The following is a 13539-nucleotide window of genomic DNA, read 5'->3' on the forward strand; positions in this document are numbered from 1 at the left end:
TAAGAGTAATCGTCGGTTCTATGTAAGTTGGACCGGACGGACTTTCCCGAGGCGGTTCGACATGAGTGACAGCGCCACCGAGATCACCAATCTCATCTACACCTATGCGCAGCTGCTCGACGGCGGCGACCTGGACGGGGTGGCCCGCCTCTTCGAGCACGGCCGCATCTGCGGCGTCGAGGACGGCCCGCCGGAAACGGTGTTCGCCGGCTCGGCGCGGGTCCGCGAGATGTACGAAATGGCCACGCGCATCTACGAAGACGGCACCCCGAAGACCAAACACAACACCACCAACGTCCAGCTGTACATCGACGAGGCTCAGGGCACCGCGACGAGCACGTCCTACTACTGCGTCACCCAGGCCACCCCCGACCTGCCGCTGCAGGTCATCGTGACCGGGCACTACAAGGACACCTTTCACCGGGTGGACGGCGCCTGGTGTTTCGACAGCCGCACCATGTTCGTCGACCAGGTCGGCGACGTCAGCCACCACCTGAAGTTCTGAGCCTCGTGCCATCCCCCAGCGTCTTCGAGCCGGCCGCCGTCCTGGCCGACGCGCAACGCAAGGAAGGGCTCACCGACTGGGGCCCGGGCGAATTCGAAGAGCCGCTGACCGTCCTGCTGCGCGACTATGCGCGCGCCGACCTCAACGCGATCGGCGCCCACATCCTGCGCTCGGGCATCGTGCACAGCCTGCGGATGCGGCTGCGCACCCAGGAGTGGATCCGCCGCCATCCGGAGATTCTCGACGAGCGGGTGGCCGCGCCGATCGTCGTCGTCGGGATGATGCGCAGCGGGACCACGCTGTTGCAGCGCCTGCTGGCGGCCGATCCGCGCTTCGTCTGCGCGTACGGGTGGGAGGTCGTCGAGGTCGCGCCGCGGTTGAACCGTCCGTTCACCGGGGTGGATCCGCGCATCGCCATCAGCCAAGCGCGCGAGGCGAAATCGCGCGAACTGGCGCCGGAGTTGTTCTCCATCCACCCGATGTACGCCACCGAAGCCGAGGAGGAGATCGTCTTTTTGGCGGACGCCTTCTTGTCACACGTCCCCGAGTCGGGCGCCCACCTGCCCCACTACCGAACCTGGCTCGACGACCAGGACTTCTCCCCCGCCTATGGCTACCTGCACCGCATGCTGCAGTTCCTGCAATGGCAAAAAAGCCAACGCGGGCTGGCCGGTCAACGGTGGGTGCTCAAATCGCCGGCGCACCTGGGGTATTTGGGCCTGCTGCGCGCCCAGTTCCCCGACCTGCACGTCGTGCACATGCACCGCCATCCTCGCACCACGATCGCGTCGGGGGCCAGTCTGAACGCCACGCTGCACGCGATGCACGCCGACGTCGTCGACGCCCACCGGGTCGGCGCGCAATGGCTGGCACGGATGGGCTGGACCAACGACCGTGCGATGACGACCCGCGACGGCTGGTCCGACGACGGTGAGCGCGTCACCGACATCGGGTTCGACGATGCGGTGGCCGACCCGATCGGGCAGGTGGCCCGCGTCTAGGACGCGATCGGGCTGCCGCTGACGGCCGAGGCCGAGGACGCGATGCGGCGCTGGCTGCGTGAGCGCCCGCGCGAGGCGGCGCGCCCGCCCTACGGCCTGGAGAACTACGGTCTGCTTCCCGAGCAGGTCGACGAGCGATTCACGTTGTACAACAAGCGATTTGCACGATATATCGGAGGAACAGCGCATGCCTGAAGACCCGGTCGCGACGGCATCCCAGCACGAACAGGAACTGGCGGCGCTCGAGCTGATCGAGCATCCCACCGTCAAGGCCGCGTACCGGACCGTTGCCGAAACCTGGCTGGGCCGCGCCAAGGCGTCCGACGCGATGCGCGAGCGGTTCGACGGCGCGTTCGCCGAGGTGATGTTCTCGGCGGCGATGTGGTCGTCCAACCAGGACAAGCTGCGCCCCAAGGTCAGCTGCATCACCCGGCTGGCCCACCCCGTAAACGGCCGCCGGATCCCCGGATCGCGGTGGGGCATCGACAATCCCGACAGCGTGTACCGGGTGATCCCCATCTCCGGGGACGAGCGCTACGAGATCCACGGCCGGGTCGGCGAACACCGGATGACCGAGAACTACTTCACCCTCTGGGATGCGAACATGGGCACCGTCGACGTGCTCAACGGCCGCACCATGCGGGTCGATTCCGACGGCAGCTTCACCATCACCGTCGACTCCGAACCCGCCAACGGCCGGCCCAATCACGTGCGGAGCACCCCGGCGGCACACGAGTTCTACATTCGAGACGTACTGCTGGACTGGGGCCGCGACGACCCCAATCACCTTGAGGTGCAACGGCTTGGCGCCCCGGCGTCAACACCGGCACGCACCCTTGACGAGCAGGCCGAGGCCACCGCCGCCATGATGGATTACTTCGCGAACTTCACCGGCAAGCTCAGCCACGGCGTGTACAAGATGCCGGCCAACCAGTTCAACCTGGCCTGGTCGGCCGACAAGATCGGCGCCATGCGCAACCAGGTGTACGTGATGGGCCGCTTCGATCTCGGCCCCGACGAGGCGTTCGTCGTCGACCTGAATGACGGTGGCGCCGAATACTTCACCGTCCCGCTCAGCAACGTTTGGGGCACCACGCTCGAGCTCGTCGACCGCACCGGCAGCCTCAACAAGGCGCAGTCGGTCCCCAACCAGGACGGCGCCTACACCTACGTGATCTCCCCCGTCGACCCCGGCGTGGCCAACTGGATCGACTCCGACGGCCTGCGCGAGGCCATCCTGACCCTGCGCATGGCGGAGTTCGGCGAAAACGGTCCCCGCGAAGACCTCGGGGCCCGCGGTCGCGTCGTCAAGCTGGACCGGCTCGACGCCGAGGTGCCACACCTGGCGCGGGTGAGCCCGCAGCAGCGGGCCGCCCAGCTCGCCGAGCGCCGCAAGGGATATCTGCGCCGCCTACCGGAAGGGACGATTTAGCGATGGCTCGCTGGCTGATCACGGGATGCTCCACCGGCTTCGGACGCGAAATCGCCCGCGCCGCACTGGAAGCCGGCCACAGCGTGGTGGTGACGGCGCGGCGCGCCGAGGCGGTGCAGGACCTCGCCGACGAGTTCGGCGACCGGGCGCTGGCCGTCGCGCTCGACGTGACCGACACCGGCCAGGTCGCGGCCGCGGTGGCGGCGGCCGACGAGGCCTTCGGCGGAATCGATGTGCTGGTCAACAACGCCGGACACGGCTACCTGTCCGCGGTGGAAGAGGGTGAGGACGCCGAGGTCCGAAAGCTGTTCGACGTGAACTACTTCGGCGCCGTCGACATGATCAAGGCGGTGCTGCCGGCCATGCGCGCCCGCGGATCGGGCCACATCATCAACATCTCCTCGATGACCGGCCTGGTGGCCAACCCGCCCAACGCCTACTATTCGTCGACCAAGTTCGCGCTGGAGGCGGTCACCGAGGCGCTCGCCACCGAGGTCCGCCCCCTGGGCATCAAGGTGACCGCCGTCGAACCCGGCGCGTTCCGCACCGATTGGGCGACAAGGTCGATGAAGGAATCCGGGGCGCCGATCACCGATTACGCCGACGTGGCGGCGCGCAAGGACCTGATCAAGCAGTTCGCCGATCACCTGCCCGGCGACCCGCGCAAGGTGGCCGAGGCGGTGCTGATGCTCGCCAAGCTCGACGACCCGCCGCTGCGGTTGCTGCTGGGCCGCGACGTGCTCAAGGCCATGCGGGACAAGATCGCCGCGTTGTCGGCGTCGATCGACGAATGGGAAGCCGTCACCAAGGACGTCAACTTCCCGGCGTCGTGACGCCGAGCCGTCAATCCCGCACGACCAGGACCGTCTTGCCGGCGCGGCCGCCCCGCTCCCGGCTTTCGAACGCCTCCCGGCCCTCGTCGAGCGGGAACGTCTGGGCGATCGCGACGTGCAACCGGTCGCTGTCGACGAGCGCGGCGAGCTCGGCGAGCTGATCCCGATTCGGTGTGACGATGAAGAAGGTTGCGCTGACGCCGAATTCGTCGGCCCGGCCGTCCGGCGGCGGTGCCGACAACGTCACCAGCCGGCCGCCGCGGCGCAGCACGCCGTAGGACCTTTCCAGCGTCTGCCCGCCGACGGTGTCGACGACGACGTCGTAGGCGGCGCCGGCCTCGTCAAATGCCTCGGTGCGTGTGTCGATCACCCGCTGCGCGCCGCAGCCGCGAAGAAGATTCGCGGTGTCGCTGCGCACGGTCGCGGTCACCCGCGCACCCAGCAGGGCGGCCAACTGAACGGTCAACAGGCCCACCCCGCCGGCGCCTCCGTGCACCAGCACGCTCTCCTTTGGCTGCACCGCGGCGTGATCGACCAGTGCCTGCAGCGCGGTCAGGCCGGCCAGCGGGAGCGCGGCGGCGACGACGTGGGAGACCGTCGACGGTTTGGCGGCCAGATCGGCCGCGGGCACGGCGACGAAATCGGCGGCCGCGCCGTCGCGGTCGAACGCGATCAGTCCGTAGACCTCGTCGCCGGGCACGAAATCCGTGACGTCGTCGGCCACCGCGGACACCACACCGGAGACCTCGTGGGACGGGATGACGGGGGTTCGGCTGACGCCGTCGCGGGTCCACGTCTCCTCCCATGTCAGCTCGTCGAAGGTGATGGCGGCCGCGTGCACGGCCACCAAGGCTTCCCCGGCGGCCGCCACCGGCACGGGCGCCCGCTCGATCACCAGCTGCTCCGGTCCGCCGCGCCGGTTCGCCCGTAGCGCGGTCATCTCCTTCAGGGCAGCCGCCAATCGATCGCGTCCGCGCCCATTCCGGCCAGCAGTTCGTTGGCACGGCTGAACGGGCGGGAGCCGAAGAACCCCCGCGACGCCGACAGCGGCGAGGGATGCGGTGACTCGATGGCCACGCAATTGCCCTGGGCGAGAATCGGTTTGAGCGTCGAGGCGTCGCGGCCCCACAGGATCGCCACCAGCGGCAGCGAGCGCGCGGTCAGCGCCCGGATGGCGCATTCGGTCACCGCTTCCCAGCCCTTGCCCCGATGCGACGCCGGATTGCTGGGTCGCACGGTGAGCACCCTGTTCAACAGCAGCACACCGCGCTGCGCCCAGGGCGTCAGGTCACCGCACGAGGGCGGGGGGTGGCCCAGGTCGGTCGTGTACTCCTGAAAGATGTTGGCCAGGCTGCGCGGCAGCGGCCGCACCTCGGGGGCCACCGAAAAGCTCAGCCCCACAGCGTGTCCGGGCGTCGGGTAGGGGTCCTGCCCCACGATCAGCACCCGGACCTGGTCGAACGGATAGGTGAAGGCGCGCAACACATTCGGGCCGGCGGGCAGATACCTGCGCCCGGCCGCGATCTCGTCCCGCAGGAACTGCCCCATCTGGGCGACCTGCCCGGCCACGGGTTGCAGCGCGTTCGCCCAGCCCGGCTCGACCAATTCGCTCAGCGGGCGCGCCGTCATCGTCGGCCCTTCGCGATCGGGTAAACGGTCACCGCGTCACCCTAGTACGACTGCCAGCCGGCGTGGCTGCTCCACTCCTGATCGTCGACGAGCACCCGGGCCGGCCCGTCGAGAACCCGCCCGATGATGCGCCATCCGGCCGGCGCGGGTCCGGCGAAACATGCCGCCAGGGCGTGGTCTTCGCCGCCCCCCAGCACCCACGGCCAGGGATCGGCGCCTGCGGCGGCGGCCGCCGCGGCGAGCGCGTCGCGGTCGGCGGCCAGCGCCGCCGTGGACAGGTCGATGCCCACCCCCGACGCGTCGGCCACATGCCGCAGGTCGGCGATCAGGCCGTCGGAGACGTCGATCATCGCCTGCGCCCCCCCGGCGGCGGCGACCGCACCCTGACCGTACGGCGGCTCGGGCACCACATGCCGGCGCCGCAGCTCCTCGAAGCCGCCGATACCGGTGTGCCACAAGGCGAATCCCGCGGCCGAACGGCCCAGGTCGCCGGCGACGGCGACCAGCGAACCCGGCGTTGCGCCCGATCGCCGCACCGGCTCGCGGCCGCCGAGATCGCCGAGCACCGTCACCGAGATCACCCACTGCGGGCAGCTGACCAGGTCGCCGCCGGCGATGCCGGCCCCGACCCGTTGCGCCTCGTCCCACATCCCGTCGACGAGCGCGTCCACCGCGGCCGCCGGCGTCTCACCGGGCGCGCCGAAGGCGACGACGAACGCCGTGGGCCGCGCGCCCATCGCCTCGATGTCCGCGGCGTTCTGGGCGATCGCCTTGCGGCCGATGTCGTGCGGCGTCGACCAGTCCAGCCGGAAATGCCGGTCCTGCACCAGCATGTCGGTCGACACCACGACGCGGCCATCGCCGGCCGCCACCAGCGCCGCGTCGTCACCCGGCCCGAGCACCACAGCGGCGGGCTGGCGGCGACCGGCCACCAGGCGGTCGATCACGGCGAATTCGCCGAGTTGCCGCAGCGTCGATTCGTCCCGCACGCCACCCACGATAATTGGCCATCGGGGTGAGCTGAGGCGATAGTGATGTGGGGACAGGAGGTGGCCGCGGTGGCAACCGAATCGGACGCCGACGGCGGGCCGCCGCGCGCGGTGATCATCGTCGCGGTAGCGCTGGCCGTCACGACCATCGGGGTGATCCTGGCGATCGCGGCCACCCGTGAGGCGCCCCCGCAGCCGGTCGCCGTCGCGGGCGTCCCGGCGCCGCAGGCCGACAGCCCCGCGTGCCGGGCGCTGATGGACGCGCTGCCGCAGCGCCTGGGTGACTACCAGCGGGCGGCGCTCGAGCAGCCGGCGCCGGTAGGCGCGGCGGCATGGCGCTCCGGGCGGGGCGCCGACCCCGTCGTGCTGCGCTGCGGCCTGGACCGCCCGGGCGAGTTCGTCGTCGGCTCCCCGATCCAGGTGGTCGACCGGGTGCAGTGGTTCCAGGTGCGCTCCGACCAGCAATCCGCCGGTGACGCCGGCAGATCCACCTGGTACGCGGTGGATCGCGGTGTCTACGTGGCGCTCACGCTGCCCACCGGGTCGGGCCCGGCGCCGATCCAGCGCCTGTCGGAGGTGATCGCGCAGCGCATCCCGGCCGGGCCCATCAGCCCCGGGCCGGCGCGCTAGCTAGCGCTCGTCGGGCCAGGCTGATCGCCGCTCGCTGCGTCCGATACTCCCGTAACAACGCTTCGGTCGGTGCCGAAGACGGCACAGCAGCGTCAGGCGTTACTGGTCCAGATCAGAACGTCGTTTACTCCATCGTTGTAGACGACACCGTTGGGCGGTGCGCCTGTCACGTCGAAGTAGAGCTTGCCGTTCGATTGGTCGCCCTGGACGAGGGTATCCGGGCTCAGACCATCCGGGACCGGCACCGTGTTGACTAGCCGGTACGTCGTGCCGTCGGCCGCACGAGCGTTGAAGTCGGCAACCACAGGTGTGGAATCGCCTTTAAGTGACTTCGCAGTGACGCTCGCCTGGTACAGCTTGCCCTGCGGCGCGTAACCCGGAATCACCGTGTTGGTGGGCTTGAGGTTGCTTACCGTGTAGGCAATGAGCGTTTGATCATTGCCGAGTTGCTCTGTGGCACCGAACGGTTGGATGTTCGGCCCTGCTGCCGATGCTGTTGCTGCAGGGAAGACGGTCGCGGCCGCAACTACGGCGCCACCAACAGCTGTCTTCACAATTGTCGAGGAGAACCTCATGTCTGCTAGCTCCTTTCTGCTCTCAGATGTCCAGGCGACGACTGTTTCCTTCACAGAGCACCGCCAAAATCTGGGTCTACCCGTGCATTACGGGCCCAAACTGCTTTTAAGCTGCGAGGCGGTGTTGGTTGTTCGCCCGTGCCGAGGGCCCAATTGATGAGAGTCCACCGAGACGGTCGATTCCAGCTCACCATTGACAGCGGCGGTCGCTAACGAGCTCTTCAGCATTCGCTCCCGAGTGCCATCTGTGGCGTACGGCCACGCCGTTTCGACACCGTCTGCGCGCTGGGACCGCGGCAGATCACGCCACGTCTTGTCGGAGGGCGAACCCATTGAAAGCGATTGCTCTACGCATCATTCAACAGAACAGTGAAAATCTGCCGTCACCCCGACAGCATCGCCTCAAATCCGCCACCCATATTGGAGGCACACCATAGCCTCATGGTGGCGACAGGGCCGCACTTGCGGCCGCTAGCTAGCGCAGGCCCACCCCGCGGGCCAGCGCCGTCTCGACCATCGTCGCCAGCAGGGTCGGGTAGTCCACGCCGCTGGCCGCCCACATCCGCGGGTACATCGAGATCGTGGTGAACCCCGGCATCGTGTTGATCTCGTTGAGCACCGGCCCGTCCTCGGTGAGGAAGAAATCCACCCGCGCCAGCCCCTGACAGTCGATGGCCTTGAAGGCGCGGATCGCCAATTGGCGTACCGTGTCGGCGATTTCGTCGTCGACCTTTGCGGGCACGTCCAATTCGGCCGCGTCGTCAAGGTATTTGGTGGCGAAGTCGTAGAACGAATCCTCGCGGCCCCGCACACCGGCCACCCGGATCTCGCCCAGCGCGCTGGCTTCGACTGTGCCGTCCGGCATTTCGAGCACACCGCACTCCAGCTCACGGCCGACGATCGCGGCCTCGACGATGACTTTGGGATCGTGGCGGCGCGCCGCGGCGACGGCGGCGTCCAGCTGGTCCCAGCTCGCTACCCGGCTCACACCGATCGAGGAACCTCCCCGGGCGGGTTTGACGAACACCGGCAGCCCCAGCCGTTGGCACTCCTCGGGCCGCAGCCGCGCGCGCGAGGGGCGCAGCACCGCGTAGTCGCCGACCGGCAATCCCTCGGCGGCGAACAGCTTCTTGGTGAACTCCTTGTCCATGCCGGCGGCGCTGGCCAGCACACCGGCCCCCACATACGGCACGCCGGCGAGTTCGAGCAGACCCTGGATGGTGCCGTCCTCGCCGTAGGGGCCGTGCAGCACGGGGAACACCACGTCAACCGACGCCAACACCTCACCGGCGCCGGGCGGCAGGGAGACCAATTGGCCGCCGCGCCGCGGATCGGCCGGCAGCGCCAGTTCGGTCCCCGACTCGGCGGTGACTTCGGGCAGCCGCCGGTCGGTGATCGCCAACGCGGCCGGGTCGCCGTCGGTGAGCACCCAGGAACCTTCCGGGGTGATGCCGATCGCGACCACCTCGAAACGCTCGGGGTCGAGGTTGCGCAGAATGCTGCCCGCCGAGACGCACGAGATGGCGTGCTCGTTGCTGCGCCCCCCGAAGACGACGGCCACGCGCGCCCGCTCGCCGCCCCCCGAGCCGGGGTGCGGCGTCGACCGATCGCTGGCATTCACAATCTCAAGAGGCTACCGGGTAGGTGGGGTCTCACTCGGGCTTGGTGCGGCGGCCCAGCAGCAGCGCCATCGCCTCGTCGACCGACAGCCCCTTGTGGCAGACCCGGTGCACGGCGTCGGTGAGCGGCATTTCGACGTCGTAACTGGCCGCCAGCGCCAGCACCGACTCGCAGGACGTCACACCCTCGACGACGTGCCCGTCGCCGCCGCCGGGCGTGCCGGAAAGAATCGACTCGACGGTTGCTCCGCGGCCGAGCCGTTCACCGAACGACCGGTTGCGCGAATGCGGGGAGCTGCACGTGGCCACCAGGTCGCCCACGCCGGCGAGCCCGGCCAGCGTCGCGCCCTTGGCGCCCAGCGCGATCCCCAGCCGCATGATCTCGGCCAGGCCCCGGGTGATGATCGCCGCCGCGGTGTTTTCGCCGAGCCCCACGCCGGCGGCCATCCCGCAGGCGAGCGCGATCACGTTCTTGCACGCCCCGCCGATCTCGGTGCCCACCACATCACTGTTGGTGTAAGGGCGAAAGTATCCGCTGTTCAGCATGCGCTGCAGGGCGACGGCCCGGCCCGAGTCGCCGCAGGCGACCACGGTCGCGGCCGGCTGGCATCCGGCGATCTCGCTGGCCAGGTTCGGCCCCGAGATCACCGCGACGTGAGCGGGGTCGACGCCGGTCACCGCGACGATCACCTGGCTCATCCGCATCAGGGTGCCCAGCTCGATGCCCTTGGCCAGGCTGACCAGGGTCGCGCCGTCGCGCAGCAGCGGCGTCCAGCGCTCGAGGTTGCTCCGCATCGTCTGCGCCGGCACGCCGAGCAGCACCGTGGACGCATTTTGGAGCGCCTCGGCGGCGTCGGCGGTGGCGCGGATGCCCGGCGGCAGCGACGTGCCGGGCAGATAGTCCGGGTTCGATCGGGTGGCGTTGATCCGCTCGGCGAGCTCGGGCCTGCGGGCCCACAACGTGACCTGTGTTTCCGGCCCGCCCGCCTCGACGAGCACCTTCGCCAGCGCCGTGCCCCACGCCCCGGCGCCCATGACCGTGACGGCGCCGGTCGAACCGGCATGCGTGCTGGTCATGTGTCACCCCCTGTCGTGGTCGGCGTTGCTCATGCGGCACGTGTAGCCGCTACACCCTAGATCAGCGCCGGACCGGGCGTCACGCGCGCCAGCGTGTCCCGCGCGCCGGGGCCATGACGCCGGCGCGCGGGGCCGCGCTGGCAGGATGACATCTCATGAGCGGCATACGAGCCGACGGCGCGGGCGATGTCGCGTTGATCATCGCCGTCAAGAGGCTGGCCGCGGCCAAGACCAGACTGGCGCCGGTTTTCTCGGCGCGCACCCGCGAGAGCGTGGTGCTGGCGATGTTGATGGACACCCTGACCGCCGCGGGACGCGTGGAATCGCTGGGCTCGATCACCGTCATCACCCCCGACGACGCGGCGGCCGCGGCGGCCGCCGAGCTGGGTGCCGACGTGCTGGTCGACCCGACGCCCGAGGGCCACCCCGATCCCCTGAACAACGCGATCGCCACCGCGGCGCGCGCGGTGGCAACTTCGTTCTCCAATGTCGTTGCGCTGCAAGGCGATTTGCCGGCGCTGCAGACCCAGGAGCTGGCCGAGGCCGTCGCCGCAGCGCGCCAGCACCGGCGCAGCTTCGTCGCCGACCGGCTGGCCACCGGAACGGCGGCGCTCTTCGCGTTCGGGGGTCCGCTCGATCCCCGGTTCGGTTCCGATTCCTCGGCGCGGCACCGCAGTTCGGGTGCGATCGAGCTGACCGGCGCGTGGCCCGGCCTGCGCTGTGACGTCGACACTCCGACCGACCTCGCTGCCGCCCGCCGCCTGGGGGTGGGCGCCGCGACCGCCCGCGCCATCGCCGCGCACTGATTTGCCTCACGAGCGGTCGATGTCCGGAAAGCGAACGTCGGCCTAACGGCGAATGGATTCCGTGCGCGCTGGCCCCGATGAGTGACGCCCTCGCGATCACCACTGGTGTCGATGAGTGGTGACCCGCTTCGCCCGGCCACGGCCGCGCTCGCGATCACCACTGGCAGCACCCGCGCGTGATGAGCGATGATCGCAGGGTGACTGAAATCGAAGCTGAGGCGCGACCCGACGAGAATTTGTGGCATTCAGGCGACTCGGCCGTGGCGGCGCCCCCGGCTGCGACGCCCACCGCGATGACCGATCTGCCCGACGAGCGTTACCTCAACCGGGAACTGAGCTGGCTGGACTTCAACGCCCGCGTGCTGGCGCTGGCCGACGACAATTCGTTGCCGCTGCTGGAACGGGCGAAATTCCTGGCGATCTTCGCCTCCAACCTCGACGAGTTCTACATGGTGCGGGTCGCCGGCCTCAAGCGCCGCGACGAGATGGGCCTGTCGGTGCGCTCCGCCGACGGTCTGACGCCGCGCAAGCAGCTCGCCCTCATCGGGGAGCAGACCCAGCGGATCGCCACCCGGCACGCGCGGGTGTTCCTCGATTCGGTGCGGCCGGCGCTGGCGGAGGAAGGCATCCACATCGTCACGTGGGCCGACCTCGATCAGGCCGAACGCGACGAACTCTCGGCCTATTTCACCGAACAAGTCTTTCCCGTCCTGACGCCGCTGGCCGTCGACCCCGCGCACCCGTTCCCCTTCGTCAGCGGGCTGAGCCTGAATCTGGCGGTCATGGTCCGCCAGCCCGAGGATGGCGGCCAGCACTTCGCGCGAGTCAAGGTGCCCAACAACGTCGATCGCTTCGTCGAACTCGCCGCCCCCGCCTCAGGCCGGGACAGCGCCGCGGGCGAAGCCCGCTCCATCGTGCGCTATCTGCCGCTGGAGGAACTGATCGCGGCCTTCCTTCCTCTTCTCTTCCCCGGCATGGAAATCGTGGAGCACCACGCCTTCCGCATCACACGCAACGCCGACATGGAGGTCGAAGAAGACCGCGACGAAGACCTGCTGCAGGCCCTCGAACGCGAACTGGCGCGCCGGCGGTTCGGCCCGCCGGTGCGACTCGAGATCGCCGACGACATGACCGAGGGCATGCTGGAATTGCTGCTGCGCGAACTCGATGTGCATCCCGGCGACGTCATCGAAGTCCCCGGCCTTTTGGATCTTTCGTCGCTGTGGCAGATCTACGACCTGGACCGCCCGGCGCTCAAGGACCCCGCGTTCGTCCCCGACACGCATCCGGCCTTCGCCGATCGCGAATCCCCCAAGAGCATCTTCGCGACGCTGCGCGAGGGCGACGTGCTGGTGCATCACCCGTATGACTCGTTCTCCACCAGCGTGCAGCGATTCATCCAGCAGGCCGCCGCCGACCCCAATGTGCTGGCGATCAAACAGACGTTGTACCGCACCTCCGGTGATTCGCCGATCGTTCGCGCGCTGATCGAAGCGGCCGAGGCCGGAAAGCAGGCGGTGGCACTGGTCGAGATCAAAGCGCGCTTCGACGAACAGGCCAACATTCGCTGGGCGCGCGCACTCGAACAGGCGGGCGTGCACGTGGTTTACGGACTCGTCGGGCTCAAGACGCACTGCAAGACCTGCTTGGTGGTGCGTCGCGAAGGCTCGGCGATCCGGCGGTATTGCCACATCGGAACGGGCAACTACAACAGCAAGACCGCCCGTCTCTATGAGGATGTCGGCCTGCTGACCGCGGCCCCCGACATCGGCGCCGACCTCACCGACTTGTTCAATTCGCTTACCGGCTATTCGCGTAAGGTCTCCTACCGCAATCTGCTGGTGGCGCCGCACGGAATTCGCACCGGGATCATCGAGCGCGTCGAGCGTGAGATCGCGGCGCACCGCGAACGCGGGGACGGGCGAATCCGTCTCAAGATGAATGCGCTGGTGGACGAACAGGTCATCGATGCGCTGTACCGGGCGTCGCAGGCCGGCGTGCGGGTCGAGGTGGTGGTGCGTGGCATCTGCGCGCTGCGCCCGGGTGCACAGGGCTACTCCGAAAACATCGTTGTGCGCTCCATTCTCGGGCGTTTCCTCGAGCACTCGCGGATCATCCATTTCCGCAACATCAACGAATTCTGGATCGGCAGCGCCGATATGATGCACCGCAACCTCGATCGCCGGGTGGAGGTGCTGGCTCATGTCAAGGACCCCAAGCTCACCGCGCAGCTGGATGAATTGTTCGAGTCCGCACTGGATCCGTCCACGCGCTGCTGGGAACTCGGGTCCGACGGGCAGTGGACCGCGTCGCCGCAAGAGGGCCATACGGTGCGCGACCACCAAGTATCGTTGATGGAGCGGCATCGCAGTCCCTAGACCTGTGCGGTGATTTCGGAGTTGTTCCCGGGCCGCAGCGTGATTGAACGTGCGACTCTGACCGA

12 protein-coding genes and 1 pseudogene are annotated in these 13539 nt (G+C 68.9%); 7 read left to right on the forward strand and 6 right to left on the reverse strand.

Going from position 1 to position 13539, the window contains the following annotated elements:
• The first annotated feature begins 61 nt into the window (after nucleotides 1-61).
• From W7S_RS18150 to W7S_RS18165, 4 genes and pseudogenes are all read left to right on the forward strand, one after another.
• Nucleotides 62-505, forward strand: a complete 444-nt coding sequence (locus W7S_RS18150) for a nuclear transport factor 2 family protein (RefSeq protein ID WP_008258978.1) — start codon at nucleotides 62-64, stop codon at nucleotides 503-505.
• A gap of 5 nt (nucleotides 506-510) precedes the next feature.
• Nucleotides 511-1701, forward strand: a pseudogene (locus W7S_RS18155) (sulfotransferase).
• Nucleotides 1694-2938, forward strand: coding sequence for a hypothetical protein (locus W7S_RS18160; protein ID WP_008258980.1), 1245 nt, complete (start codon nucleotides 1694-1696; stop codon nucleotides 2936-2938). The pseudogene W7S_RS18155 and the gene W7S_RS18160 overlap by 8 nt, the downstream one beginning before the upstream one ends.
• A gap of 2 nt (nucleotides 2939-2940) precedes the next feature.
• Nucleotides 2941-3771 (forward strand): oxidoreductase, encoded by an 831-nt coding sequence (locus W7S_RS18165; RefSeq protein WP_008258981.1) that lies wholly within the window; start codon nucleotides 2941-2943, stop codon nucleotides 3769-3771.
• 10 nt (nucleotides 3772-3781) lie between these two features.
• On the opposite strand, the gene W7S_RS18170 is transcribed toward W7S_RS18165, so the two are convergent.
• Genes W7S_RS18170 through W7S_RS18180 form a run of 3 tightly spaced genes read right to left on the reverse strand, consistent with a single transcriptional unit; the run spans nucleotide 3782 to nucleotide 6389 of the window.
• A complete protein-coding gene (locus tag W7S_RS18170) occupies nucleotides 3782-4711 on the reverse strand; it encodes an NADP-dependent oxidoreductase (protein ID WP_008258982.1) in 930 nt (309 codons plus the stop codon).
• Nucleotides 4712-4716: 5 nt separating this feature from the next.
• The gene (locus W7S_RS18175; protein WP_008258983.1) at nucleotides 4717-5400 is read right to left on the reverse strand and encodes a uracil-DNA glycosylase; all 684 of its coding nucleotides are present in this window, start codon (nucleotides 5398-5400) and stop codon (nucleotides 4717-4719) included.
• A gap of 41 nt (nucleotides 5401-5441) precedes the next feature.
• Entirely contained in the window at nucleotides 5442-6389 is a 948-nt protein-coding gene (locus W7S_RS18180) for a thiamine-phosphate kinase (protein WP_176476850.1), read from the reverse strand.
• Between the two features lie 45 nt (nucleotides 6390-6434).
• Here W7S_RS18180 and W7S_RS18185 point away from each other — a divergent pair, with 45 nt between their 5' ends.
• A complete protein-coding gene (locus W7S_RS18185; protein WP_008258986.1) occupies nucleotides 6435-7019 on the forward strand; it encodes a DUF3515 domain-containing protein in 585 nt (194 codons plus the stop codon).
• A 92-nt stretch (nucleotides 7020-7111) separates the two neighbouring features.
• Here W7S_RS18185 and W7S_RS18190 read toward each other — a convergent pair whose 3' ends face one another.
• The 3 genes from W7S_RS18190 to W7S_RS18200 form a co-directional block, all read right to left on the reverse strand.
• Nucleotides 7112-7594: an MPT63 family protein gene (locus tag W7S_RS18190; RefSeq protein ID WP_041297954.1), complete on the reverse strand. Its 483-nt coding sequence runs from the start codon at nucleotides 7592-7594 to the stop codon at nucleotides 7112-7114.
• Between the two features lie 475 nt (nucleotides 7595-8069).
• Nucleotides 8070-9215, reverse strand: coding sequence for a D-alanine--D-alanine ligase family protein (locus tag W7S_RS18195; protein ID WP_014712092.1), 1146 nt, complete (start codon nucleotides 9213-9215; stop codon nucleotides 8070-8072).
• A gap of 31 nt (nucleotides 9216-9246) precedes the next feature.
• Nucleotides 9247-10290 (reverse strand): NAD(P)H-dependent glycerol-3-phosphate dehydrogenase, encoded by a 1044-nt coding sequence (locus W7S_RS18200; protein WP_014712093.1) that lies wholly within the window; start codon nucleotides 10288-10290, stop codon nucleotides 9247-9249.
• A 155-nt stretch (nucleotides 10291-10445) separates the two neighbouring features.
• Between W7S_RS18200 and cofC the strand changes: the two genes are divergently transcribed.
• Together cofC and W7S_RS18210 are read left to right on the forward strand one after the other, a co-directional pair.
• Nucleotides 10446-11096, forward strand: coding sequence for a 2-phospho-L-lactate guanylyltransferase (gene cofC, locus W7S_RS18205; protein WP_009952777.1), 651 nt, complete (start codon nucleotides 10446-10448; stop codon nucleotides 11094-11096).
• A 176-nt stretch (nucleotides 11097-11272) separates the two neighbouring features.
• Entirely contained in the window at nucleotides 11273-13474 is a 2202-nt protein-coding gene (locus W7S_RS18210; RefSeq protein ID WP_014712094.1) for an RNA degradosome polyphosphate kinase, read from the forward strand.
• Nucleotides 13475-13539: the final 65 nt, after the last annotated feature.

The organism is Mycobacterium sp. MOTT36Y, from assembly GCF_000262165.1.
In the GTDB taxonomy this organism is placed as follows: domain Bacteria; phylum Actinomycetota; class Actinomycetes; order Mycobacteriales; family Mycobacteriaceae; genus Mycobacterium; species Mycobacterium intracellulare.